Origin of the sequence: Paenibacillus sp. JZ16 (genome assembly GCF_015326965.1) — a bacterium.
In the GTDB taxonomy this organism is placed as follows: Bacteria; Bacillota; Bacilli; order Paenibacillales; family Paenibacillaceae; genus Paenibacillus_AQ.
Genome location: NZ_CP017659.1, coordinates 297,144 through 322,634 on the forward strand (window position 1 = coordinate 297,144; position 25,491 = coordinate 322,634).

Consider the following 25,491-nt stretch of genomic DNA (forward strand, 5'->3'; position numbering starts at 1 on the left):
GAACGTTCACATAGTGTTCCATTTCAGTATGACTGCAATCACATGTACGGAGACAGGAGTTTCATATACTTGGGTTGTAAGAGTGAAATAGTTCACAAAGATGGGGTTTAGTCTAAGGAGGTTTGACTATGAGTTCATTCACGCTTCAGAGCCAGGTATCCGATATTGTTACATCCATCCCGCAAACGGCGGATTTATTCCGATCACTCCGGATTGATTTTTGTTGTGGAGGGCAGGTGCCACTGGAAGAAGCAGCTAAACAGCGTAATTTGGAACCTGCCGCCGTACTGGAGAAGGTTCAAACCCTGGAGAACAAGTTTGCCGATTATCAGGAAAGCCGTCCGGCTTCACTGAGGGAATCCGAACTGATTGAATACATCCAGCATAAACATCATGCCTTCTTGCGGGATGAATTACCTGCTTTAACGCCGTATGTGACGAAGTTGGCACGCGTTCATGGAGAGCATCATCCCGAGCTTCTCCGGGTGCAGGAGCTTTTCTCGGATCTGAAAAAAGAACTGCTGGAGCATACGATGGATGAGGACGAGCATGTATTCCCGCTTATCTTGAAATTTGTTGCAGAGCCTAACCACCAAGCTGCAGCGGAGCTTAAGCCGCATGTGTCTGAGCTGGAAGATGAACATGCTCACGCCGGCAGATTGCTTCAAGAGCTCAGGGAAGTAACCGCTGATTTCGAACTTCCGTCGGATGCCTGCGGCACGTATCGGCTGGTCTATCAACGGTTGGCCATGCTTGAAAAGGACACCTTCGAGCATATCCATCTGGAAAACAACATCTTGTTTGAGCGGATTCTCGAAGCGGTATAACATTGGTTAGAACCCCTTCTAAGCTGGGTGATGTATTGCTCGGATGACGATCGAACGTGTAAAATAACGCCCTAACAATAACGCCCTAACCTTATGGTTAAGGCGTTATTGTTTTGTCATGATTAGCGTGCAGACTCCTTCCCCGGGAGGGAGAAGAGGTCAAATAAAATTCACTTAACTATTCCCTGTATTCAGTCGATAAATATATCAGTTGGAATTATTCGACACAGGAGGGTGCATATGGATTATTCGAAATTGGGAAAACAATTCATAGGCGGGGTATGGCGAGACGGTAAAAGCGGTAAAACGCTGCCTGACATCAATCCATATAATGATGAGGTCATTACGGCTTTTCAAATCGCGAGTGTTGCAGACATTGATGATGCCTATCAGGCTGCCTACCAAGCTAAGCTGGAATGGGATAAGGTTAACCCTTACCGTAAACGCGACATCCTTGAAAATGCTGTTAAATATATGGAGTCGCATGAGGAAGATATTACGTCCATTATTGTTCAGGAGCTGGGTGGAACGCGTCTGAAGGCGGCATTCGAGATCGGTCTTGTGAAAAATATGATTAAGGAAGCGGCAACGTTTCCCCTAAGAATGGAGGGAAAGATTTTACCATCCACTGAAGATGGCAAGGAGAACCGACTGTATCGGATCCCGGCTGGCGTGGTTGGGGTAATCAGTCCATTTAACTTTCCTTTCTTCTTGTCCATGAAGTCCGTCGCCCCGGCATTAGGTGCCGGCAACGGCGTCGTGCTGAAGCCGCATGAGGATTCGCCGATTACGGGTGGAACGCTGATCGGCAAGATTTTCGAAGAAGCGGGTATACCGAAGGGCCTGTTGAATGTAGTGGTGACAGATATCAAGGAGATTGGCGATGCGTTCGTTGAGCATCCGATTCCGAGAATCATTTCATTCACGGGTTCGACTAAGGTTGGAAGCCATATTGGCCAGCTGGCCGTCAAGCACTTCAAAAAGCCGCTGCTGGAGCTCGGCGGGAACAGCGCGTTCATTATACTGGAAGATGCTGATATCGGTTACGCGGTACAAGCGGCAACGTTCAGCAGATTCACGCATCAAGGCCAGATCTGTATGTCGGCCAACCGGATTCTTGTACAGAAGCCGATCTATCAGGAATTTGTAGATAAATATAAAGAGAAGGTCTCCACCCTTACAACAGGTGATCCGAGCGATCCGCAGACCATTATCGGGCCCGTCATCAACCATCGACAGGCAGAAACGCTGGAGAAGCTGATTGAGAAGGGGATTGAGCAAGGTGCAGTTCCACTGGTACGGGGTAAAATCACCGGCAGAATGGTGGAGCCTACCGTCCTCGTCAATGTCAAACCGGATATGGAGGTAGCGCAAGAGGAATTGTTCGGCCCGGTAGTATGTATCATCCCGTTCGAAACGGAAGAGGAAGGAATCGCGATCGCCAACGATACACGATTTGGGCTTAGCGGGGCTATTCACACCTCCAATCTTGAACGCGGGGTAGAGCTGGCGAAGAAGGTCCATACAGGTATGATCCATGTGAACGATGTCACGATTAACGACGAGCCGATTGTAGCATTTGGCGGAGAGAAGCAGTCGGGATTGGGTCGTCTGAATGGGGAGTGGAGCCTGGATGAATTTACGACCATGAAATGGATATCGGTTCATTACGGACAAAGGAAATTTCCGTATTAAGGGTTGGGGGAGATAGGCATGAATAATGTGACTGAAGAGCAAACACAGCATGAGTTGATCAGCGCCTTTGTAAAGGTTGCTCCATTGCTGAAAAGCCTTACGAATGATGACATCACAATTGGCATTTATGATACGGAGAAGCTTATCATCAACATTCCGGGAAGAACCTTTTCGCTGAATGTCAAGCCTGGGGACCCGCTAGTGGAGGGGGATATCGTAACCGATGCCATCCGCAATAATAAAGCTTTATCGGCTGTCGTTCCGAAAGAGCTGTTTGGATTTCCGCTAGCTGCACGCGCGATCCCCCTTCACGACGAGCAGGGCAGGGTTATCGGCGGTGTAGGTATGGGGACAAGTCTTGAAAAAGCGAATGCGCTGTTTGAGATGGCCGAGAGTTTCTCGGCAATTGTCGAACAGACCACCGCGTCCATTGAAGACATCAGCCAATCGATTGCTCACCTTACCGAACGTGTAACTGATGTAACGAACCAAATGACGGATGTCAGCTCCAGCGCGCAGCAGATTGGAAAGATTTCCAGCGTTGTTAAGGAGATTTCGGATCAGAGCAACATGTTAGGGCTTAATGCTTCTATCGAAGCAGCAAGAGCTGGGGAAGTCGGAAGAGGCTTCTCGGTCGTTGCCGATGAGATTCGGAAGCTTGCGACAAGCTCCAAAGAGAACGTGGACCAGATTAATGGCATTACGAAGAATATTCAAGAATTTTTGCAGCACTTAAATCATGCTTTTTCCGATATCCACACGCTAACCGATACCCAGTCAAGGGCGATTCAGGAATTCTCAGCAACGATCCATGAGATTAGTATCAAAGCAGAGGAGTTAGCGCAGGTAGCTGAAGAAAGCCTGTATGCAAAAGAAAACAAGCAATAGAAACTCAGAATACTCTGTGTAACTTAATTTTATACAGGCCGATAGAGCAGAAAAGAGCAGAAATACTGGTATTATCCCCTCATGGTAGACAGTGAAAAAAGAGGACATGTTACAATGAACTCAAATACTGGATACCGGAGGGGATTTTTGTTATGTCAGCGAAGAAAGGCCAAACCTTTAATCGATATAGCGAAGAAACGAAGAAAGAAGCCGTTCGTCTGCGAGTGGAAGAAGGTTGGGCGTACAGTCGGATCATGAAGAAGTTTGGGATTAAGAGCGAGAGCCAGATTATCACATGGGTTCGTAAAAGCCAAAATGGAGAGAGTTTCGAGGATTACCGTGGACGTTGGACGAAGAAGCATTTTAGTAGTGCAGAAGAAGAAAATGCTTATCTGAAAGCACAGGTAGAATATCTAAAAAAGCTCAATCCAAATTTGCACGGAGAGGAAAGTTGGATTTCGAAGCCCGGTGCCAGTCCGTTCGAGAAATAAGCAAGTGGGCACCTGTGGTTTGGCTGTGTAAAATTGCTGAAATTTCGCGTGCAGGTTACTACAAATGGAAGAAACATGCTGCCCTCAGAGAGAAACGAGCAGACCGGGATGCGGATCTGAAAGCACATATTTTAAGCATTCATCGGCTTCGTCCTTATTTCGGCTACAAACGTATGCGAACCGCGTTAGGCAAAGAAGGCCTTGTAGTGAATCACAAAAAGGTACGCCGCTTAATGAGAGAACTTCAGATTCGTTCCGTGATTCGCAAGAAACGTCCATTTGCTGGCCGGAAACCGTCCGTTCTGTTCCGTAATGTCCTAAATCGGGAATTCTCAGCGACAACTCCTGTGCAGAAGCTCGTGACGGATATTACGTATGTCCGGATTGGGCATGATTTTGCTTATCTCTCCGTGGTGATGGATCTGTACAACAATGAAATTGTAGCGTGGGAACTCTCTGAGCGAAATGACTTAAAACTCGTTACAGACACAGTGAAGAAACTGAAATGTGGACCTTCCTTGCTCCACTCGGACCAAGGGTTTCAGTATACAACACAAACCTATGCCAAGTTACTTGAAGAGAAGAAGCTTACAGGAAGCCATTCCCGGCGTGGAAACTGCTATGACAATGCTTGTATTGAGTCGTTCTTCTCCCACTTAAAGACAGAGAAACTGTATTTGGAGAGACCTCAAAATCTGGAGCAAGCCAGGAGCCAAATTACGGAGTATATTTCGTTTTACAACATGGAACGTTTCCAAAACAAACTGGGCGACCTCTCCCCGATTGAGTTTCGGGAAAAAGTCGCCGCTTAATAAAATCTCTTTTTTAATGTCTACTTGACGGGGCTATGACCATACATCTATGATGTATTTCTGCTTTTTATTAGATATGCTGTGGCAATGCACCATGATGCCGATGAGCTCAAAAGATATCCAGTTCATATCTAATGTTGATATGCTTTTTAAACTAATCGCTAGGGTATTTTCGCTTCGCTGCTTGGTTTATCATTATGTAATGGGTAATTTTGAAAGCGGTAACATTCGGCGTGTCAAAGATCCGTATAGCTCCACGAATCCATTTGAAGAAAGGTACAGTGAAGAGGATGACGAAGACAAGCAAAACCATATTGTTTCAAGGTGACTCCATAACGGACGGGAATTGGGGGCGCGACAACGATCCTAATCATATTCATGGACATGGCTACGTATATCTTATTGCTGCTGAGCTGGGCTATGAACTAGCGGAAAGCCAGCCACAGTTCATCAATCGAGGAATCAGCGGCCATCGCGTCTCGGATTTGTACGCGCGTTGGAATGAAGATGCGATTAGCCTGCGACCTGACCTGATCAGTATGTTGGTTGGCGTTAACGACGCAGGCCGGATCATCGAAGGCTCGCCAAGCGGAGCTACCGACAGGTTCGAAAAAGCATATCGTCACATACTGGAGGAAACGAAAGAAGTGCTTCCACAGACGGGACTGGTGTTATGTGAGCCATTCGTACTGAAAACGGGCACCACCGTGCAACACTGGGACGAATGGCGTCAGCGGTTGAATGAATATAGCCTAGTTGTCCGGCAATTGGCTCAAGAGTTTGAAACGTTGTTTGTTCCCCTGCAAGAAGCGTTTGATCATGCGGCAGAACGAGTAGGCGCAGAGTATTGGATATGGGATGGCATTCATCCCACGACAGCCGGGCATCAATTGATTTCACGTGAATGGCTGAGTGTCGTGCAGAATAGTCCATTCGCTATAAGTTGAACAGATACATAAAGTGATCTAGCTCGAAAGTCCACAGATAATCAAATCAGTCATGTTCTCAGCTGCAACTCTTTCACCGAAAGGCTGGAAGGGTTTTTTCTTGCACTGAAGTGGCCTCAATTGTGGGTTGGCAGATCAATCTATAAATATATTTATACAACTAGTATAATAATCTAATTTGTCTTATTAAAAGACGGCTTGTAGAATAATCTCTGTAAACAGCCAACAACAAAAGGAGGAAGTACAATGGAGAAAAGCATACTAATTGTCGTTACCAATCATTCAGATATACAAGACGGAAGAAAAACGGGCATCTGGTTAGCAGAATTCGCTGAAGCTTATATTGAGTTTATAAAGAAGGGCTATCAGGTTACAGTGGCGAGTCCGCTCGGCGGACAAAGTCCAGTAGATCCAAACAGCGTGAATGAGGATACCCCGAAAGAGATATGGGAAGCAGCAGTACATCTGGAAAACACGGTTCGTATCCGTGATGTTTCTGCCCATAATTTCGATGCTATTTTCCTGCCGGGTGGTCATGGAACGATGTATGACTTGCCGGACGAACAAATGCTGCATCAATTAGTCCGTAATTTTTATGAAGCTGGAAAAATAGTCGCTGCAGTGTGTCATGGACCTGCTGGATTGACAGGAGTCACATTATCGGATGGACAGCCCCTAGTTGCTGGAAAACGGGTGAATGCTTTCACAGACAGGGAAGAGGCGGAAACTGGACTTAGCGAAATTCTTCCTTTTCTACTTGAAAGCAAGCTTCGGGAATTGGGAGCCGTTTTCGTGGCGGCGCCTAACTGGACTACCCATCATGAAGTTGACGGGAATTTGATAACAGGCCAGAATCCTCAGTCTACCCTGGCTGTAACCAAAGCTGTTATTGAAAAACTCGGATAAGGAGCACGGAGGCTGCTGTTTGTATAAAACAGTGACCTCCATGCTTTTCTTTTGTGTAGAATGATTAGGAAGTCTATCATTGTAGTAAACAAACCGGTATCAAAAAAAGCGCAGCATGGACCGACATTGCGCTGATATTAGGGACACCACGATTGAGTCCATATGCAAAGGGGTAGGAATATAATGGTGGATTTTGAATGGTACCGAAGCTTTATCAGTATCTATAAACATAGATCCGTATCGGAAGCCGCCAAAACTCGGTTAATGACTCAGCCCGCAATGAGCCAGCATCTTGCCGCATTGGAAGCCGAACTGGGTGAATCATTGTTTACAAGAACCTCTAGAAAGATGGTTCCCACCGAAAAAGGTAAAGAACTCTATACTCAAGTGGTTCCGTTGATCGAAGCCTTGGAAGAAGCAACGCAAACATTCATGATGAACACTTCTGTAACAGCTCCCGTCATCCGAATTGGGACAGCCCACGAATATTTTCGGGAGAAGCTAGCTCCCCATTTGGGGGAGTTCCCCTTTCGAATGATTGCTCATTTTGGCGTCGCCTCACATATTTTGGAGTTATTATTGGAAGAAAAGGTCGACATACTTATAACGTCCCAAAAAATATTGGCTCCCGGCATTGAATATATCCATTATGTTCAAGAAGAGTTTGTGCTGGTTGCACCCTATAATTTTAAAGAAATCGACTTCGAAGATCCCGACCGGTTCGAAGCCTGGCTGTGCGCTCAAGATTGGATCAGCTATGGCAGTGATTTACCGATCATACGCAGATTATGGAGAGAACACTTCAAGAAAAGACCACATATGCAAATCATGCACGTTCTGCCGGACCTTCATTCCATATTAGCCGCCATAGAACACGGTTCGGGAATAAGTGTCCTCCCCACTTATATGCTGGAAAAGTCAATACACAACCGTCAGGTAAAGATCATTTATCCTTCCTTCAAGGTAAGCAACGAGCTGTATCTGGCTTATCCTATCAAATTTCGAAACCTTCCTATAGTGAAAGCGATGATTGAAGCATTTCGAAAAAACTTTCTGAACCGCTGATTCGAAACGGAATCCAGTGGTTTTTTTGTTGTGTCCATGGAAATAATTGTTGACTATTACAAAATGCCATGCTATATTCTTTTCGTCATTAATCGTAATTATTACGATTAACATTCTGGTCAAGCCAACTACCATAATTAGGAGTAGAGGGGAGTCCACAGAAACGTGATGAAGCAGATGATCGATTTTGTGAAATGCAATCCAACACAGAATATGACGATTCTAATTAACACGATGCTTCCACGTGATGAACATAAACGTATTGCTTCTAAAATTATGTCTTATGACAACGTTTATGCTGAACAAGTTGGTTTTATCGAGCCAACCATGAACCAGGAAGCTGATGCGTTTTTACAAATGGCAGGGGGTGAATTTTGCGGTAATGCTTGTATGGCCTTAGCCGCATTTCTGGCGAATGAACATGGTTTGGAACATTACGAAACGAATGAAATAAGGTTAGAGGTTTCAGGAGCAGAGCGACTAGTGACATGCCTGGTAACCAAAAATAGGGAGGATTTTCAATGTCGAGTCGATATGCCGCTTCCTGAGAAGATTGAACAAACGGTACTTCATGATGATCGTTTCCCGATCGATATGGTTGTCGTCAAATACAAGGACTTTATTCATTTCGTGATTGAAGTAGAACGCATAGACACAGATATGAAGAACAACATGTTATCCTTGGCCAAACTCATCGGACCCTTTCTAGACACAAGCATGCTTGGGATTCTGTTGTACAACAATACGACGCATCATCTAACACCGCTTATATACGTCCAGGCATTGAATAGTGCGGTGTGGGAAAGAGGGTGCGGCTCCGGTACGGCTTCCATAGGCGCTTACTTAGCATGGAAGAATAAACGCAATATCGAAACCTATATCCATCAGCCCGGCGGGACGATGCTTGTAAAGGCACTCTATGAGCAGGACCGGCTGACCCGTCTGGAAATCGAAGGCTCTGTTGGAATCGTAGCACAAGGCACAGCGTTCATTGATACGGAAGTTAACCTATCTGCAGGGGAGAGTATTCATGAAGTTAGCAGAGTTTGAGAAATCATTAGATGATTATTTAACCAGGTTTGAGTACTTTGCTGACCGATTCGATTACACACCTCGTCACCAATCCGAGTTGGAGCGTTTAATTGACCAATACTCGGCGTTTATAACTGACGAAACCAACATCACAGTTTGGGATGAGCTGGAGCAACAAGGAATCGGCAGAACTAGCGGTCTTGTTGATGGACTGAGGAAAAGTTCAGCGCGCTGCGTCGCGATACTGGAGAAATATCGCGCGCTGAATTTGCAAAAGGGAGATACGGAGATCACCGATTATTTCAGGAATATCGAGGAATGCATCGAGAAAGAGTTCGGAAGTTTCCAGATTTCTTCTACATCGAAGGTATTGTTGGTTGGCTCTGGTTCATTCCCGATGACGGCACTATTGATCGCAAAGCGCACAGGAGCTGCGGTGGTCGGGATCGACATTGATGCTGAAGCTATTGAGCTAGGTCTGAAGGTTGTAGAGACATTGGGTCCTGAGCTGAAGATCCGATTGGAAAAGACATCGGTTGAATTCCTTGATGATTTAAATGAGATAACCCACATCATTTTCAGCTCAACGGTTGCAGAGAAGTACGAACTGCTGGAGCGTTTATATCCGTTGACGAATGAGCAGGTTGTTGTAGCCATGAGGTATGGAAACCGATTGAAATCTTTATTCAACTATCCCCTGAAAGAGACGGATGAACATAAATGGGGACTAGTGGATAACGTGCTGCGCCGAGACGATATATTTGACATCGCTTTATATCAAAAAATCCTGGCTTAGCAGACCTGTAATCGGAGTGAGGTGACTTATGAAAGAGATGAAGCATGTCCTGTTGTTGGGAACAGGCCCTGCAGCCTTGCAGCTGGCAGTGACTCTTAAAAAGGGGTTCCATTGTCGCCTGGGGATCGCCGGTCGTGAATCGGTTCGGTCTCTTGGATTCTTCGACGGCCTTGCGAGGAACGATCAAATGGTTTACGCGAGCATCCAAAATGAAAAGCATCGTTCCATGGAAGGCGAATGTCGCATTGACGATGTGTTTCAGGGTTTTGAGACCATAGAAGGCGAATGGGACACTTTATTTGTTGCGGTGACGACCGATGCGTATATGGAAGTCTTACAGCAGATGAATCATAACGTCCTGCGTAAGGTCAAATGTGTGGTGCTGATATCTCCAACTTTTGGTTCTAACAGCTTGATATCCGGTTTTATACGTCAACTGAATCCGGATGCGGAAGTCATTAGTTTTTCTACATATTATGGCGACACGAGGTGGGTGGATAACCAAGTTTCGAATCATGTCATCACGACGGGGGTTAAGAAAAAGGTCTATATCGGCTCTACGCGAGGGCACTCTGATCTTGTCGACAAGCTGAGCCGCCTGTATAAGGAGCTGAATATTGAGCTAAGCGTCATGAGGACGCCGCTAGAGGCAGAGGCAAGAAATATTTCGTTATATGTTCATCCTGCTTTGTTCATGAATGATTTCTCGTTAAGCGCCATATTTGATGAGTCGGGTTCGCGCAAGTACGTCTACAAGCTTTTTCCTGAAGGCCCAATTACGCAAGATCTGATTCGCAGTATGTTGTCCCAGTGGAAAGAGATGATGAACATCTTAAACCAATTAGGGATGAAGGGCATCAATTTGCTGAAATTTATGACGGATGATAACTATCCGGTAAGAAACGAGAGTTTATCGCGCCAGGATATCGATAGCTTTGATCAATTACAAGCGATTCATCAGGAGTATCTATTGTATATACGTTACGCCTCCTTGTTAATTGACCCTTTTTCTCAGCCCGATGCAGATGGAAAGTACTTTGATTTCTCGGCTGTTCCGATTAGGAGTTTGTTTATCAATAAGGAAGGCTGCCTGGATATCCCGAGAATGCCTAAAGAAGACTATTATCGAATCAAGGTGATCCAGGGCATTGCCAGATTCTTGAAGGTGGATTGTCCTACCATCGATCAGTTCATCCAATCGTATGAGGACAAAATCGTAAATGTATCACTTGCTCACAAGGGCCGGTCGTTGTCCAATGCGTTTACGGTTCAGAGCTTCGAGGAAGATCTGGATCTGATATGCATGGAACTATCAAACCAATGAAAGAAACAATAAACAAGTGGATAGCAGGAGGAAAACTGTGAATAGAAAAAGTGTCAAGATATGGATGTTAATGATCTCCATCGCGCTTCTGGCAGGGTGCGGGGAGACAACGCAGGGAAGTAAGGCCGAATCAGCAATCAGGGATGAAATCATCTATGCTACAGCAAAAGATATTCATGATATGAATCCTCATTTATACACGGGATCCATGCCGGCTCAGGGTATGGTATATGAATCGCTGGTGGAGAACACAAAGGAAGGGATCAAGCCTTTGCTGGCGGAATCCTGGGACATTTCGGAAGATGGAACCACCTACACCTTTCATCTGAGGAAGGACGTGAAGTTTCATGACGGAGAACCATTTAATGCCGAAGCTGTCAAACTGAATATCGATGCCGTGCAGCATAATGCCGAGAAACACGCCTGGATTAAACTGTCGACCAAAATCAAGAACGTGAAGGTAGTGGATGCATACACCGTCCAATTGGTTTTAAGCGAAGCCTATTACCCTGCACTGGTCGAACTGTCCATGACGCGGCCGTATGTGTTTCTCTCACCCAAGGATTTCATTCAGGGGGAAACGAAGGATGGCGTTAATGGACACCACGGTACGGGTCCTTACCAGTTTACGGAACATAAAATCGACGAGTACGCTACCTTTACCGCCAACGAGGAGTATTGGGGAGGTCCGCCAAAAATCAAAAAAATCACGGCCAAGGTACTGCCTGCGGGCGAGACGACGTTTTTGGCCATGCAGAAAGGAGAGGTGAACTTCGTATTCACCGATGATCGGGGAGCAGACAGCATCGACGTGCAAGCGATGAATCAACTGGTTGATGCCGGAACATATCAGCTGGTTCGCAGCGAAGCCATGAATACAAAAATGATGGTGGCGAACAGCAGCAAATCGGAAAGTCCGGTAAGCGAAACCGCGGTCCGTGAAGCGATCTGGCATACAATCGATCGGGAAACCATCAGTAAGGACATATTCGAGGGGACCGAGACGGAAGCGAACACGCTGTTCTCATCCAATGTGAATTATGCGGATGTCGAATTGAAGGAACGCGGCTATGATCCGGGAAGGGCTGAGCAAATGCTGGAAGAGGCCGGATGGAAGAAGGAGAGTGACGGCAAGGCCAGGTTCAAAGCCGGTAAGGAGCTGGCCATGAAATTATATTATGACAGTAATTCATCATCACAAAAAACGCAGGCGGAATTCATCCAAAATGCGGTAAAAGGGATCGGAATCAAGCTGGATATCATCGGAGAAGAGTCGAGCTCCATCGCGAATCGAAGATCCACGGGGGATTATGAGTTATTGTTTAATCAAACCTGGGGTTTGGCGTATGACCCGCAGAGCACCATCTCTGCCTTCACTTCTGAAGCTTCTTATCTACATACAACCAAAGGAATCGCACAAGCGGATCATCTTTATGAGCATATTCAAGAAGTTATGGTATCCAAGGACGAGGAGACCCGCAAGTCGCTATACGCTGAAATTATGCGAACGGTTCACGATGAAGCGGTGTTTATCCCGATCTCGAGCGGGAGCGTCACGGTTCTTGCACCGAAGGACTTGAAAGGCATCACGTTCAAGCAAACCCAGTTTGAGCTTCCTTTTGAGCAAATGTATTTTGAATAGGACACGAACTTATTATTCGATAAGGAGTCATTATGGGAAGTTATATAGTAAAAAGGTTATTGTTGTCCGTTCCGATTCTGCTCATCATTTCGTTTTTGACCTTTCTGCTGATTAATCTGTCCCCCATGGATCCTGCCGAAGTGGTGCTCCGCGCCCAAGAAGTTCCGGAAATCACGGAAGAACTGATCGCACAGACGCGTGAAGAGCTAGGGCTGAATCAGCCGTTCTTGAAACAGTACGCCGATTGGGTGATGGCCTGCCTTCGATTGGACTTTGGAGAATCCTACGTGACGGGACAGACGGTTTGGTCATTGATAAGCCCGGCATTTCTCAATACTTTAAAGCTGACCATGGTTTCGTCAACCATTATTATCATCATGTCCGTTATCTTGGGGGTTGCTTGCGCATTAAACGAGGGCAGAATATGGGATCGGTCAGTGAGAGGAGTTTCCTTCTTTCTAACAGCGATGCCTTCATACTGGCTTGCATCGATTTTGATCTGGTATTTTTCCGTGCGTTTGGACCTGCTGCCAACCAGCGGAATGGATTCGTATCAAAGCTATATCCTTCCCGTGACGGTCATATCGGTGAGTTATGTCGGCATTTATTTCAGAAACGTAAGAAGCTCGATGTTGAATCACTTGCATGAAGAATATGTTGTTTACGGGAGAGCCTGCGGTTTGCCCGAGAAGAAGATTACTATGCGCATTCTGAGAAATTCGCTTCAGGTTGCCGTATCCATATTTTGCATGGCGATCCCCATTATTCTGGGCAGCACTGTCGTCATCGAAAATGTGTTTGCATGGCCCGGACTTGGGCGGCTGAGCGTGAAATCCATTCTAAGCAGGGACTTTCCGGTCATCCAGGCGTATGTTCTTATTCTGGCTGTAGCCTTCGTGTTATTTAACACCTTGTCCGACATGATCAATGCTGCACTGAATCCGAAACTAAGGAAGGAAATCTGATGAACGTACTTCGAAGTTTGAGTAGAGACAAGCTGGCCAGCCTGTCACTGGTCGCCATAGCTGCAATTGTCATCGTGGGCCTGTGTGCCCCTATATTCGCGCCCCACGATCCGAATCAAGTTGATATGAAGCTGCGTTATGCCGGGTCTTCCTGGGCGCATTGGTTCGGTAACGATCATCTGGGGAGATGTATCTTATCCCGGATAATTTATGGCATACGTCCCAGTATTTTATGGGTGTTGGCAGCTCTGTTGGCGTCGGTAGGAGTTGGCGGGATCGTTGGTTTCATTGCAGGTTACTTCAGAGGAAAAACGGACGCGATCCTGATGCGAATTTGCGATATCATGCTATCTTTTCCCGGTTATGTTATGACGTTGGCGGTTGTCGGCATCCTGGGAGCAGGCCTTGAGAACATCCTGATTGCTTTTGTTGCCATGAAATGGGCGTGGTTTGCCCGTGTCATCCGAACGTCGGTCCTGCAGTACGCGGAAATGGATTATGTGAAGTTTTCAAAAGCAGCCGGCATCAGCAATCGCAGGATCATATTGAAGCATATCGTTCCCGTGACATTTTCGGATATTGCCGTCATTGCCAGCGGTTCAATGTGTTCCATGATTCTGCAGATCTCCGGATTATCATTCTTAGGGCTTGGCATCAAGGCCCCCAATGCGGAATGGGGGATGATGCTGAATGAAGCGAGAGAGGTTATGTTCTCACGCCCCGAGCTCATGTTAGCGCCTGGCTTGGCTATTGTGATTGCCGTATCGGCTTTCAATTTTCTGGCAGATGGGCTTCAAGTCGCGCTTGATCCCAAAAGGATGAATTCCGGTAAGCAGCCGAGATCAACAGAGGTGGAGAAACCGACTTATGAATATGCTAGAGGTTAAGCATCTAAGGGTATGGGATGCGAACGAGGGAAAAGAGATTATCCATGACAGCTCCTTTCAATTAAAGGAGGGAACCTGTCTGGCGATTGTAGGGGAAAGCGGGAGCGGAAAATCCCTGACATGCAGGTCGATCATAAGGCTGCATAAACCCTGGATTCGCCAATCCGGGGAAATCATCTTCCAAGGAGAGCATTTAAATCACCTGTCGGAAAGGGACATGAGAAAAAGAAGGGGAAAGCACATCGGCATGATCATGCAGAACGGGATGGGAGCATTCGATCCCTCCAGTGTGGTCGGCGTTCATTTCCAAGAGACGTTGAAGGCGCATTTCGGCTGGAGCAAAGGCGAGGCTGAAGCCAGCATGAAAAAAGCGATGGAAAGCGTTATGCTTTCCCATCCGATGGAGATCATGAATAAGTTTCCTCACCAGTTATCCGGCGGGATGCTGCAGCGTTTAATGATCGCGCTCACGCTGGTGCTGGAACCCGCTGTCGTCATCGCCGATGAACCGACAACGGCGCTGGATACGATCTCGCAATTCGAGGTCGTGGAACAATTCATCCAGCTTCGCGAAAGGATGGGCGGCTCCATGATCTTTGTGTCGCATGACTTGGGTGTCGTGAAGAAGATTGCCGATGAAGTCCTGGTTATGAGAAACGGCGACATCGTGGAGAGCGGGAGCGTTGAAGAGGTATTTACAGCACCACAGCACCCTTACACGCAATACTTGGTTTCCACGCGCCTTGAGCTCAGCCACCATTTCAATAAGATTATGAACGGGGGAGTGTAACGTGCTGAAAGTTGAGAACGTTCATAAATCCTACCGGGTCGGCGGCTTGTTTTCAGGGAAAAGGCAACGCATTCTGGAGGGTGTAAGCTTTGAATGCGGCAGTGGGGAATGCCTCGGCATCATCGGTGAAAGCGGTAGCGGCAAATCAACCCTGGGACGCATGATCTTGGGAATTGAGAAACCGGACCTTGGGCATGTCTTATTCGAAGGGAACCACGTCATACATCGCCATGTGCGATTTGGCAATATAAGCGCCGTATTTCAGGATTACACTTCGTCAATCAACCCATTCTTTACTGTGGAACAAGCGATCATGGAACCCTTAACGGCGCAGAGGTCATTGAATGATGATACGAGGGCCAAAATCGATCTGTTGCTGAATCAGGTCGGATTGGATGCTTCCTATAAAACGAAATATGCTCATGAGTTATCCGGTGGTGAGGCGCAGCGAGTATGCATTGCCAGAGCCATTGCCACGGAACCGAAGTGTATCGTACTCGACGAGGCGATTAGCTCTTTGGACGTATCCGTACAAATTCAAGTCCTTCGATTATTGAAGGAGCTCAAAGACATTTATAAGATGAGTTACATCTTCATCACGCATGATATACAAGCTGCCGCTTATCTTTGCGACAGGGTTCTGATATTCAAAAGCGGCAGGGTGGAGGAAACGGTTCGTGTAGAGGAATTAAAGCATGTTCAGTCGGATTATGCCAAAAAATTAATGGAGCATTTGATTACGTTCTAAGGATCAGTCGCAAGCAGGAGGAGAGAAATAGTGAGTGGAGCGATGTCTTGGCCATTTTTGCGTTTATATATACTGGCGCTGCTTTATTTCAGCGCGAATGCTTTACTCAATGTATTAATTCCGCTACAAGGAGCTGCTTGGGGAGCCAGCAGCTCAACCATCGGTCTTGTCATGGGAGCTTACATGTTCACGACGATGTTCTTTCGACCCTGGGCCGGACATTTGATTCAAAAGCACGGTCCGGTCAAGGTGCTGCGGCTGATCCTTTTGGTCAATGGCGCTGCCTTAATTCTGTATACATGTACAGGATTAGGAGGATATCTGGTTGCTCGAATATTGCAAGGGGTAGCAACGGCTTTTTTTTCGATGGCACTCCAGATCGGCATCATCGATGCACTGCCCGAGAAGGAACGTTCGCAAGGAATCTCGTTCTATTCATTGTTTTCCTATATTCCCGGCGTGATCGGCCCCGTTCTCGCATTAGGCCTCTGGCAGACCGGGGGGATGGATTCATTCACCGTCATTTTTGTAGCCATCGCAATCTGTACCGGTTTGTTCGGATACAGCGTCAAGATGGATAGAGAAGAGGGACCATCCGGACAATCGGCGAATCGTTCGGGCGTATTTCATTCCTTTGGACAAATCGTGAAGAATCCGTCCCTGTTCAAATGCAGCGTGTTAATGCTGTCGGCATCGATCATATTTGGAGCCGTAACAACGTTTATGCCATTATACGGATCGCAGCTAAGCAGCGGCAGTGCCGGCATTTATTTGATGCTCCAGGCTGCGGTCGTTGTTGCTTCACGATTTCTTCTAAGAAAAAGAATTCCTTCGGATGGCAAATGGCATTCGTTTTTTATCATGGGTACTATGCTTCTACTAACCCTCGCTGCAGTTTGCATCAGCATTTCTTCAGAGCAGGGAGCAGCTTTTCTTTATACTGGCGCTATTCTCATGGGCATTACGCAGGCGCTCTTATACCCAACGTTAACTACTTATTTGTCCTTTGTATTACCTTCATCCAACCGCAATGTGTTAATCGGGCTGTTTATTGCCATGGCTGACCTTGGCGTATCCATGGGCGGGGTTGTGATGGGGCCCATCGCGGATTATTTCTCATACTCCGTCATGTATATGATATGCGCTGTATTAAGCATGGCTATGGTAATTGTTGCGTACGAGCGAAGAGGAAGCTTGGTGGCTTCGAGCAACAACCTTGCCAAGGAGAGTGAAGGGGATGTGTAGCCGTTTAACAAGGTTCAAGGCGGTGACAGCCTGCTCTTGAAGTGTCAGTCTAGGTCCGTCGGAAGGTTCATATCATCTCTGCTCGTTGGTTGAGCAGAGATTTTTAATGAACATTGTCTCTTATCTGGCTAAGTGATAGATCGACTGAGCCATCTTCTATGATCCCTGTATGGGTGGGGAATAATGTAGAAGCTCATCCCAATGAGGCGTAGCTATGTTTGCGCGTATCTTCAAATGATCAAAAGCTTGCTGTAAAGCGGTCATCTCGTCTGCCGACACCGCCTTATCACTTAACAGGATTCTGCCAATCGGGCTTGAGAGCATCAGCTTCAGCAGGATGTAGAACAGCTTTCTTTTGCCCCGGGCAAATTGCTTCTGACCGGCAGGCGTAACCGTAAAGCCGTTTTTCTCTAAGACTTGATGCCCCTCATCTACCGCATGGATGACCAGATTAAGAAGCTTCTTGTCTTTTGCGGCTCTGCGCAAATTACCGTTATATGAAGAAGCTATGGAATTCAAAGGCAAGATGATCACAAAATGACTTTTCAGCCACTCATCCATATTTGTAATGTAATTCCATTTATATTTAGTGTTAACCAAGGCTTCATCGATCAGTGTGCGCCATGACAGATCCTCTCCTAAACCACCGATCGTTAGGTTGGTTTTTGGGCCGTGCACGCTAATGATCCGGCCATTCTCCCTCCAGCCGGCAATCGACTGAAAAGCGAACGAAACCTGTTTCGCTACCGGACTATGGGTTTGCAAATACTTCTCCATTTCCCCAGGGCTTGCATTGTTGCCCATTATAACGATATGGCAGCTATGATTCGCCGCAAGGGCAGGCAGCACAGCCTCGAAATCCGGATATTTCATTACAACAAAAATAAGGTCATAAACATCGTCCGGCTGTAGTTCTCGGATGACCCTTACTTGATTAACCGTAGTTTGAAACTGAAAATAATGCCGAATGACATTGCCGTTCTTCTCCAACTCCTCTGCTCGTCGTCCTCTTGCCAGCATCGTGACGTTGTGCCCTCCACGCACTAGCTCGTGGGCTAAATAACTGCCCAGAACCCCTGCGCCGTAAACCAATATTCTCATCGCGGGTCCCTCCATTTTGGGTTAAAGGATTGAATCAAACCATGTTTGCTCAAGCGTTTATCCCTTGTCTCTTTAACAAAGTTTTTAAATATTATCTTCAAAATTTAAAAATCATAGCTTGATTCTATATGGACATCAACCAGGATGTCAACAAGTTTTTAAATATTGAATGTGAAATTTAAAAACTATTCGCATTATGTTAAACTACTTGTAGTGATGAACACGGGAAGTGAGTGAAGAGTGATGAATAAATTCGAAATCAGAACGCAGCAAAAGAAGGATGCAATCATTCATGCGGCATTAAAGCTTTTTAAAGAAAAAGGCTTCGTCCATGTTAGCATTAAGGACATTGCCGATGAATCCGGCGTATCGTCGGTATCGCTGTATAACTACTTCGGCAGTAAAGAAGGGGTGGTCAAGGAATGTGCGAATGTTCTGATGCAAAATACGATCCAAATGGCTAAGGAGCTTTTGCATCAAAATATCGACTTTAAGGATAAGATATCTCGGATTTTGGAGATCTGTGCAGATCAAGACTATCAATTGCTTGGTACACCGGGTGCCGTTGAGGATCAGGTGTTAGCGAGCTTATATAGTGAAAACACGAATCAAATTAGAATAGAGCTTATTCAGGAATTTATTGAGCTGGGGAACAAGGAAGGGGCGATTCATTCCTCTGTTTCGCTGGAGACCCTATTGGAATTATTAAGTGTCGTCGGGACGCTCCAAGCTTCCTGGGCCAGAGCCGGGAATTATAAAAACAAGATGGCGGAACTTATCCAGCTACTCTTATATGGTTTCGTTGGACGCCGCTAAATAGTCAGATGGAAAGTGCCTTTCCGATTCCGGAAGGTTCTTTTTTGATTTTTTATTTTTAACTTTACTGAGAAGTTTGAGGGACAGCTTACGTTTATAGGTTGTACTAAATGAGCAGGGAAATGAGGTGAAACACATGACAGATGCGTCTTCCGAAACCGAGATCATTCGTCGTATCGTCGGAGGCGAAAAGCAATTATTTGCCGTTATCGTCGATCGTTACAAAATTAAAGTATACGGAATCATCCGCAGCATGGGGTTAAATCATCAGGATTCTCAGGACATTGCGCAGGAAGCATTTGTTAAAATCTACCGCAGCTTGGCGAATTATCGGGACGAAGGGCATTTTTCGGCCTGGGTATATAGAATCGTCGTTCATGCGGTGAAGGATCTTCAGCGCCGAAATCGAATCCGTTCTGCTTCAAATGAAGGGACCCATGAACCAAGCCACCAGCATACGCCTGAACAGTTTGTCCTTCAAAAAGAAATGCAGAGGGAATTATATCATCAGCTACAGGAATTGCCCTTTAAGTATCGATTGGTGCTCCTTCTCAAGTATACGAATGACCTGACATATGAAGAAATCTGCGAGATTACCGGATTAAATGCTGACCAAGTTCGAAATGCCATGCACAGAGGCAAAAAGAATCTCAAGAAACAAATCGAGAACAAGGGAGGGATATGGTTTGAAACCTATATTAAAGGCTAGTGACGAGGAGTATTGGGGCTCCAAAATATATGAGGAAGGACCGGACCCCGAATTTACTTCAAACGTGATGAAAGCATTAGAGAACATCGAAATGGACCCGAGGGGGCTTGGCGGAGGCTTGCAAAAGAAAGCCGCTTTCAAGCAGGTATTGCGGCGAATGGTGATGACCGGAGCTGCTGCCGTAATACTCATGGGCGGAGCGTATATGGTATGGCAGAATTCGCCTGACAGTACCTCTATGATCGGCGAGCATCGGTATCAAGGAAGTGACTCTTTATCCACCAACGGATATTGGTTATGGGATGAGGAATATGAAAGAGCTCGACGCTTTGATCTTCTTCAAATGCAGAACGTCAAAGTGGAAGATGGCGGATACTCGATGGAAATCATGGCCGTGTTGAAGGACCGTTCCCATATTGTTATCATCACGAAGCAATTCGGACCAGATGGCCGTTCACTAAAAGACAGTGTGCGCGATCCGTTCTTGATTACGGACACGCAGGGACGCCAAGTTGCAATTCCCGGTAGGCATCTTCGCAACACGGATCCGGGAATACAGGATTATGTTTATGTATTCAATGGCACGGTTCCGGATCACATTGTTATCCAGGGTAAAGCAGTAGAAGTAGTAGCTGATCCAGAACAACAACCACAAGAACGTGTCCTGGTTAATTGGCCGCTGGAGTTGACGATGGATATGACAAATGCCAAATCTTTATCGGTATCTAAACCTTTAGAGGATACATATTCAACGCAGGAAGGGCTCAATATGGACATGAAACAGCTTCTAGTTACACCAAACGGTATCCGCTTTGATATGTCGATATCCCTGGCTCCCCAGATGCTCGAACAGGTCCCATCGAACTGGCATAACGGCCTGGAGGTTTTGTATCAAGTGAAGATTAAGGAAGGTAACCGGTATAAGACCATCGGATCCTATATTAAAAAAGTGGAATCGCAGCAAATGAATACTTCAAGCGGGACCCTGGAATGGTCCAATGAATTCGATTCGACCGTGATTCCTCCGGATTCCAGTCATGTGAGGGTGGTGGTCGACGGATTGACCATGCGTTTCCTAAACGAAGGCGCCATTCAGCTTAACCCCAGAGAGCTGGATAAGAATCCCGCTGTGATGATGGATGGAGGAGACACCCTTACGTTTACAAAATCTTCGCTGCTGAAAGATCCTTCTACAGGAGAACAAATTGTTGCCCTGTACGCCAAGGGAAGGTTTATGAATCAGCCATTACTTGATGAATGGGTAGCAGTTGATAATAATGGGCAGGAATACAAGGTCCATATCGGTGGAGCTTATACGCAGGGGGAGCCAGTAACATCGGAATATTTGGAATTTGCGATTCCAGGTTTAACGAACATCCCGCCATCAATTACATTAAAACGAACCGTTATTGGCAAGAAGCGAGATTTCCAGTGGGCATTCGACTTGCCTGCCGTTTCGAATCTGCCTTGGTAAAGTTGCTGGGACCTCCGACCATGAGTTAACGAACAAACCCTAAAAAGGAATTTCGCCCCCCAAGGAGAACCATATATTACTTGGAGGAGGATGCATCTATGCCTAAAACCATACTTGTAGTCGATGATGATCCGGATATCATTGACATGCTTAAACTTTATCTGGACGCAGAGGGATATAAGACGCTCGAAGCTTTCGACGGGAAAACTGCCCTAGAGCATCTGCGAAGCAGGCACGTGGATCTCGCACTCTTCGATATCATGATGCCGCTCATCGACGGATTCCAGCTGCTCCGTATGATGCGGCAGGATTATAAAATCCCGGTTATTCTCATCTCGGCCAAAAATCAGGAGCTTGATAAAATAACCGGACTCAAGCTGGGGGCAGACGATTATGTGTCCAAGCCGTTCAGCCCGCTCGAAGTGATGGCGAGAATTCAGGCACAGTTAAGACGCTCCTGTGAGTTTAATGAGCCGTTGGAAGCTCCAGCGGTATCCGAAACCTGCGTCGGGGACTTGCAGCTGGATCACCGGGAATGCATGTTATACATCAAGGGAACGCCGATTTCGCTGAGTGCGATCGAGTACAAATTATTGAAGCTGTTCATGGGGGAGCCGGGGCGCGTATTTACGAAGAAGCAAATTTTTGAGCATGCCTGGGATGAACTTTATTTGGCTGACGATAATGCCGTGATGGTCCAAATCAGCAGGCTTCGCGACAAAATCGAGGCTTGTCCCAGGAAGCCTGTCTATATCAAAACCATTCGCGGTCTCGGTTACCGGTTTGCGAAGAAAGATGAGTTACAGCCATGAATTCACCTAATCGTCTGCAGCGTTCACTGATTCGCCAATATATTTTTTTCTTTGTTACCATTGCGCTTATTGCCGCGTTTTCGCTATTTGTATTAAATGCGCTGATCATGGATTATTTTATGGAGGCTTCCGGACCGGTCAAGGCGGAGGCTGGAGTCATAGGCAGTCCAACAGCCGTGCCAGGCATGGACAGCGATCAGCATGAGAAGGTGTTTTATGGAATGGCACTGAAAACGCTGCTGCTGTTTCTCGCTTTGTTTGCAATTACCGTATATGTCTTCGGAAGATGGACGGCATCCCGGCTGACGACCCCGCTCCGATCGATTGCGGATGGTATCCGCAGCATTGCACGTGGACATTACCATGAAAGATTACATTTTCGAGCGAGCTATGAACTTGCGCAGATTCAGGATGATTTCAATGATATGGCTGCACGGCTCGAACGGATGGAGAGGGAAAAGCGAGAGCTTGCAGAGAGCAAGCAGCGAATGCTGATTGACATTTCCCATGACCTGAAGACACCGATGACCACCATTCAGGGCTATATCGAAGCGATGGAATTGGGGCTCGTTAATTCGGAAGAGAGAAGGCAAAAAATCCTGCGTTTGATTTCCGACAAAGCCAGCCTGATGTCGGAGCTGATCGACGGTATCTTCGAGCTGTCCAAGCTGGATAGTCCCGACTATCCTTTTGCCGTTGAGGCATCCGACATTACAGAATTCACAAGGGAAATTGCAGCCGAGTATTACGAGGTGTTCGAAGAACAGAAGTTTCATTTCCATTACGATATTCCTGACAGTGTAATCATCGTACCATTCAACACGACCTGGTTAAATCGGGCGGTTTCCAATATCCTATCAAACGCTATTCAATACAATCCGCCCGGTACAGCTGTTGAACTGAAATTGGCAGCAACGGGGAAAGGAGTCGAAATTCACATTACAGACGATGGCATCGGAATTCCGGATGTGTTGAAGGAAAAGGTCTTCGATGCCTTTGTCCGCGGAGACCAAGCCCGAAAAAGCGATGGGGGGACGGGTCTGGGTCTTGCCATTGCCAAACAAGTGGTTGAAAAACATGGGGGTAACATCAGGCTGATCACGAACGGGCACACGAAATTCATTCTTTTTCTTCCTAACGAATTGTAAGATTACTGAAAGATTCAGGAAAGCGGAGCGAAAGAGTTATCCGGTAACCTCAGAAGTAGAACCAACCACTTTAAGGGATACAGGAGGACTGGAGAGATTGGAAATACACAAAGAGAAAGAGAAAGAAAAAGGCGTTACTTTTTTTCGAAGAATCATGGCAAACCGGAAGCGTAGGGGGCCGTTATCCCCTGGATGGAAGGGGGCGTCGCTTGGGCTTGGCGCCACCGGCTTTATTCTAATTTTGATACAGGCCAACTATCTATTGACGGGGCATGGTGTCGGTAAATTCATCGTGGGCACATTCCTGTTTCTCTTTGCGGCTGCCCTTATAAGCGGCCTAGCATCAATGTTGCTGCACGGGGTCAAGAAACTACCAAGCCGTTATATTTGGATGTTGCTGTATTCCCTGATCATGTTTTTGTTCTGTTTTATTGTGCAGCCGGGCGTATCGGCAGTCTTCATCGTCTCTTTGGCCATTGTTTTATCTTTATTTGGTGCATTGGCTTATAAATTTGCAGCGGGAAGCTACAAGCAAGTGTCTAAAACCAGGAAAATCGGCTCGATGGCCTGTTTGTCCTTGATCACCATCGCGATCGGCGCGGGCAGTTTCTGGCTGATTCGTGCCGGAGATGATGCCGCTCCGGACATCACATTGAAACAGCTGAAAATCTCAACCCGATATGAAGACTCGATGATTAACCCGGCCGAACAAGGCACATATCCCGTCCAAAGTCTGTTATACGGAAATCCTGACAACTATCGGACAGAATTTAACCAAAGCGGTTCCCTAACCACCCAAACGGTGGATGCGTCCAGGTTTGTTGAGAAATGGTCGTCTTTGCGCACGAAGTCGCTTGGATTCGGACCCGAGGCCATGCCGTTAAACGGAAGAGTGTGGTATCCCGAAGGGGAGGGCACCTTTCCGCTTGTTTTGATTGTACATGGTAATCACTTAATGAATGATTATTCCGATCCGGGTTATGAATATCTCGGCAGGCTGCTCGCGAGCAAAGGGTATATATTTGTCTCCGTGGATGAAAATTTCCTCAATTTCTCCCCATATGAGGATCTATTCCTGATCAATCCGCTGCTAAAGGAAAACCCGGCAAGGGGTCTGCTGCTGCTGGAGCATTTGCAAACCTGGAAGGGCTGGAACAGCGATCCGGACAACCCGTTTTACCAAAAGGTCAATATGGAACGAATCGCCCTCATCGGTCATTCCCGAGGCGGCGAAGCGGTCGCGATCGCGGCAGCGTATAACAAGCTTAGCCGTCATCCGGACCATGGGGATATCAAGTTTGATTATAACTTCTCGATCCGCTCGCTCATTTCCATTGCGGGAACGGACGGGCAATATAAGCCGCAAGGCAAACCTTTGCCGCTGCAAGACGTAAATTATCTGGCTTTGCATGGAGCTCATGATATGGATGTCAACAGCCTGGACGGTGCGAAGCAATATCACCGGATTCGTTATACCAAGGGCACAAATTACATGAAATCGCTGATCTATATCTATGGAGCCAACCACGGCCAGTTTAACGGAGGCTGGGGCAGAGGGGATGGGGCAGGGTTGGGGAACCAACTGTTTAACCTACGTCAAATTATGCCACGGGATGAGCAGGAAACCATCGCAAAAGTGTTCATATCTTCGTTCCTGGATGCCACGCTGAAGGACCAAAGGCAATACAGGGAGGTGTTCAAGGATTTGGGTTATGCCAAGGAATGGATTCCCGACAATCTGTATGTGGGCAATTATTACGATTCGCAGATGACTTTGATCGCCAATTTTCATGAAGACATCGATCTGCAGAGCACCACACTTACCGGCGGCAGCTTGCAGGGCGAGAACCTGCAGCAATGGAAGGAAGAAAAGGTTAAGACAAAATTAGGCGAAGCGGATTACAGCGCGGTTCGCTTAGGCTGGAATTCGAACGGTTCGTCCGAGCCTGCGTCCTATACGGTTACTTTGCCGGATAACGGGGTGGAAACAGGGAGGGATAGCTCGATCGTATTTTCGCTGGCAGATGCACGCAAAACAGAAGAAAGCGGCGACCCGAAAGAGCTTATCAATTTTACGATTACGGTTGAAGATAGGAAGGGCCATCAGGCAAGTCTTCCCCTCAGCCACATATCCAAGTTGCCGCCTGTTATTGAAGGTAAACTTCTCAAATGGCCATTTTCGAATGCAGGCAATACTTCAGAACCTGTATTTCAAAGCTATGATTTCCAGTTAGACGATTATCACAAAATGAATCCGGACTTCAACCCGCTGCAGTTGAGCAAGATTCGCATCGAGTTCAATCTAACCAAGCGGGGAAGCATTCTGCTTAGTGATGTAGGCATTCGATCATAACATGTATGGTCTTATAGG

The 25,491-nt window shown here is 46.6% G+C and carries 23 protein-coding genes; 22 read left to right on the forward strand and 1 reads right to left on the reverse strand.

Going from position 1 to position 25,491, the window contains the following annotated elements:
• The first annotated feature begins 128 nt into the window (after positions 1-128).
• The 16 genes from ric to cntE all read left to right on the forward strand — a co-directional run bounded on the left by ric (position 129) and on the right by cntE (position 17,060).
• The gene (gene ric / locus BJP58_RS01275) at positions 129-827 is read left to right on the forward strand and encodes an iron-sulfur cluster repair di-iron protein (protein ID WP_194542455.1); all 699 of its coding nucleotides are present in this window, start codon (positions 129-131) and stop codon (positions 825-827) included.
• 240 nt (positions 828-1,067) lie between these two features.
• Entirely contained in the window at positions 1,068-2,522 is a 1,455-nt protein-coding gene (locus BJP58_RS01280; protein WP_194542456.1) for a benzaldehyde dehydrogenase, read from the forward strand.
• Positions 2,523-2,540: 18 nt separating this feature from the next.
• Positions 2,541-3,410, forward strand: a complete 870-nt coding sequence (locus BJP58_RS01285; RefSeq protein ID WP_194542457.1) for a methyl-accepting chemotaxis protein — start codon at positions 2,541-2,543, stop codon at positions 3,408-3,410.
• Positions 3,411-3,562: 152 nt separating this feature from the next.
• Positions 3,563-4,713, forward strand: a protein-coding gene (locus tag BJP58_RS01290) for an IS3 family transposase (protein WP_194542458.1) whose coding sequence is annotated in 2 segments (ribosomal slippage) — positions 3,563-3,824 and positions 3,824-4,713 — 1,152 coding nt in all. Because the reading frame shifts where the segments join, the coding sequence is not laid out codon by codon here.
• Between the two features lie 290 nt (positions 4,714-5,003).
• Positions 5,004-5,660 carry an SGNH/GDSL hydrolase family protein gene (locus BJP58_RS01295; protein ID WP_194542459.1) on the forward strand — a complete coding sequence of 219 codons (657 nt, stop codon included), beginning with the start codon at positions 5,004-5,006 and terminating at the stop codon, positions 5,658-5,660.
• 246 nt (positions 5,661-5,906) lie between these two features.
• Complete coding sequence (locus BJP58_RS01300; protein ID WP_194542460.1) at positions 5,907-6,566, forward strand: type 1 glutamine amidotransferase domain-containing protein; 660 nt, start codon at positions 5,907-5,909, stop codon at positions 6,564-6,566.
• 183 nt (positions 6,567-6,749) lie between these two features.
• Positions 6,750-7,631 carry a LysR family transcriptional regulator gene (locus BJP58_RS01305; protein ID WP_194542461.1) on the forward strand — a complete coding sequence of 294 codons (882 nt, stop codon included), beginning with the start codon at positions 6,750-6,752 and terminating at the stop codon, positions 7,629-7,631.
• Positions 7,632-7,799: 168 nt separating this feature from the next.
• Positions 7,800-8,681: a histidine racemase CntK family protein gene (locus BJP58_RS01310; RefSeq protein WP_194544769.1), complete on the forward strand. Its 882-nt coding sequence runs from the start codon at positions 7,800-7,802 to the stop codon at positions 8,679-8,681.
• A complete protein-coding gene (locus BJP58_RS01315; RefSeq protein WP_194542462.1) occupies positions 8,662-9,459 on the forward strand; it encodes an SAM-dependent methyltransferase in 798 nt (265 codons plus the stop codon). Before BJP58_RS01310 ends, BJP58_RS01315 begins: the two co-directional genes overlap by 20 nt.
• A 28-nt stretch (positions 9,460-9,487) precedes the next feature.
• Positions 9,488-10,783, forward strand: a complete 1,296-nt coding sequence (locus BJP58_RS01320; RefSeq protein ID WP_194542463.1) for an opine metallophore biosynthesis dehydrogenase — start codon at positions 9,488-9,490, stop codon at positions 10,781-10,783.
• 37 nt (positions 10,784-10,820) lie between these two features.
• On the forward strand, positions 10,821-12,425 hold the full coding sequence (gene cntA, locus BJP58_RS01325) for a staphylopine-dependent metal ABC transporter substrate-binding lipoprotein (RefSeq protein ID WP_442953945.1): 1,605 nt from the start codon (positions 10,821-10,823) through the stop codon (positions 12,423-12,425).
• 32 nt (positions 12,426-12,457) lie between these two features.
• Positions 12,458-13,390, forward strand: coding sequence for a nickel/cobalt ABC transporter permease (opp1B, locus tag BJP58_RS01330; protein ID WP_194542464.1), 933 nt, complete (start codon positions 12,458-12,460; stop codon positions 13,388-13,390).
• On the forward strand, positions 13,390-14,277 hold the full coding sequence (gene cntC / locus BJP58_RS01335) for a staphylopine uptake ABC transporter permease subunit CntC (RefSeq protein ID WP_194542465.1): 888 nt from the start codon (positions 13,390-13,392) through the stop codon (positions 14,275-14,277). Before opp1B ends, cntC begins: the two co-directional genes overlap by 1 nt.
• Positions 14,258-15,067 (forward strand): staphylopine uptake ABC transporter ATP-binding protein CntD, encoded by an 810-nt coding sequence (cntD, locus tag BJP58_RS01340; protein ID WP_194542466.1) that lies wholly within the window; start codon positions 14,258-14,260, stop codon positions 15,065-15,067. Before cntC ends, cntD begins: the two co-directional genes overlap by 20 nt.
• Position 15,068: 1 nt before the next feature.
• Positions 15,069-15,815, forward strand: coding sequence for an ABC transporter ATP-binding protein (locus tag BJP58_RS01345; protein ID WP_194542467.1), 747 nt, complete (start codon positions 15,069-15,071; stop codon positions 15,813-15,815).
• A gap of 30 nt (positions 15,816-15,845) precedes the next feature.
• Complete coding sequence (cntE, locus tag BJP58_RS01350) at positions 15,846-17,060, forward strand: staphylopine family metallophore export MFS transporter CntE (RefSeq protein ID WP_194542468.1); 1,215 nt, start codon at positions 15,846-15,848, stop codon at positions 17,058-17,060.
• A gap of 156 nt (positions 17,061-17,216) precedes the next feature.
• Here cntE and BJP58_RS01355 read toward each other — a convergent pair whose 3' ends face one another.
• Positions 17,217-18,161, reverse strand: coding sequence for a ketopantoate reductase family protein (locus BJP58_RS01355; RefSeq protein WP_194542469.1), 945 nt, complete (start codon positions 18,159-18,161; stop codon positions 17,217-17,219).
• 243 nt (positions 18,162-18,404) lie between these two features.
• On the opposite strand from BJP58_RS01355, the gene BJP58_RS01360 reads away from it, so the two are divergent.
• From BJP58_RS01360 to bahA, 6 genes are all read left to right on the forward strand, one after another.
• The gene (locus BJP58_RS01360; protein WP_194542470.1) at positions 18,405-18,977 is read left to right on the forward strand and encodes a TetR/AcrR family transcriptional regulator; all 573 of its coding nucleotides are present in this window, start codon (positions 18,405-18,407) and stop codon (positions 18,975-18,977) included.
• A 136-nt stretch (positions 18,978-19,113) separates the two neighbouring features.
• Positions 19,114-19,686, forward strand: coding sequence for an RNA polymerase sigma factor (locus tag BJP58_RS01365; protein WP_194542471.1), 573 nt, complete (start codon positions 19,114-19,116; stop codon positions 19,684-19,686).
• Positions 19,664-21,160 carry a hypothetical protein gene (locus BJP58_RS01370; protein WP_194542472.1) on the forward strand — a complete coding sequence of 499 codons (1,497 nt, stop codon included), beginning with the start codon at positions 19,664-19,666 and terminating at the stop codon, positions 21,158-21,160. The genes BJP58_RS01365 and BJP58_RS01370 overlap by 23 nt, the downstream gene beginning before the upstream one ends.
• A 98-nt stretch (positions 21,161-21,258) precedes the next feature.
• Positions 21,259-21,972 carry a response regulator transcription factor gene (locus tag BJP58_RS01375; protein WP_194542473.1) on the forward strand — a complete coding sequence of 238 codons (714 nt, stop codon included), beginning with the start codon at positions 21,259-21,261 and terminating at the stop codon, positions 21,970-21,972.
• The gene (locus BJP58_RS01380) at positions 21,969-23,120 is read left to right on the forward strand and encodes a HAMP domain-containing sensor histidine kinase (protein ID WP_194542474.1); all 1,152 of its coding nucleotides are present in this window, start codon (positions 21,969-21,971) and stop codon (positions 23,118-23,120) included. Before BJP58_RS01375 ends, BJP58_RS01380 begins: the two co-directional genes overlap by 4 nt.
• Positions 23,121-23,217: 97 nt before the next feature.
• A complete protein-coding gene (gene bahA, locus BJP58_RS01385) occupies positions 23,218-25,473 on the forward strand; it encodes a bacitracin amidohydrolase BahA (RefSeq protein ID WP_194542475.1) in 2,256 nt (751 codons plus the stop codon).
• Positions 25,474-25,491 lie beyond the last annotated feature (18 nt).

Coding starts and splice junctions, on each gene's coding strand:
- BJP58_RS01280 (WP_194542456.1), top strand. CDS start 1,068: ATGGATTATTCGAAATTGGGAAAACAATTCATAGGCGGGGTATGGCGA.
- cntD (WP_194542466.1), top strand. CDS start 14,258: ATGAATATGCTAGAGGTTAAGCATCTAAGGGTATGGGATGCGAACGAG.
- BJP58_RS01320 (WP_194542463.1), top strand. CDS start 9,488: ATGAAAGAGATGAAGCATGTCCTGTTGTTGGGAACAGGCCCTGCAGCC.
- BJP58_RS01380 (WP_194542474.1), top strand. CDS start 21,969: ATGAATTCACCTAATCGTCTGCAGCGTTCACTGATTCGCCAATATATT.
- cntC (WP_194542465.1), top strand. CDS start 13,390: ATGAACGTACTTCGAAGTTTGAGTAGAGACAAGCTGGCCAGCCTGTCA.
- BJP58_RS01300 (WP_194542460.1), top strand. CDS start 5,907: ATGGAGAAAAGCATACTAATTGTCGTTACCAATCATTCAGATATACAA.
- BJP58_RS01310 (WP_194544769.1), top strand. CDS start 7,800: ATGAAGCAGATGATCGATTTTGTGAAATGCAATCCAACACAGAATATG.
- opp1B (WP_194542464.1), top strand. CDS start 12,458: ATGGGAAGTTATATAGTAAAAAGGTTATTGTTGTCCGTTCCGATTCTG.
- ric (WP_194542455.1), top strand. CDS start 129: ATGAGTTCATTCACGCTTCAGAGCCAGGTATCCGATATTGTTACATCC.
- BJP58_RS01355 (WP_194542469.1), bottom strand. CDS start 18,161: ATGAGAATATTGGTTTACGGCGCAGGGGTTCTGGGCAGTTATTTAGCC.
- BJP58_RS01315 (WP_194542462.1), top strand. CDS start 8,662: ATGAAGTTAGCAGAGTTTGAGAAATCATTAGATGATTATTTAACCAGG.
- BJP58_RS01295 (WP_194542459.1), top strand. CDS start 5,004: ATGACGAAGACAAGCAAAACCATATTGTTTCAAGGTGACTCCATAACG.
- BJP58_RS01375 (WP_194542473.1), top strand. CDS start 21,259: ATGCCTAAAACCATACTTGTAGTCGATGATGATCCGGATATCATTGAC.
- BJP58_RS01285 (WP_194542457.1), top strand. CDS start 2,541: ATGAATAATGTGACTGAAGAGCAAACACAGCATGAGTTGATCAGCGCC.
- BJP58_RS01365 (WP_194542471.1), top strand. CDS start 19,114: ATGACAGATGCGTCTTCCGAAACCGAGATCATTCGTCGTATCGTCGGA.
- BJP58_RS01360 (WP_194542470.1), top strand. CDS start 18,405: ATGAATAAATTCGAAATCAGAACGCAGCAAAAGAAGGATGCAATCATT.
- BJP58_RS01305 (WP_194542461.1), top strand. CDS start 6,750: ATGGTGGATTTTGAATGGTACCGAAGCTTTATCAGTATCTATAAACAT.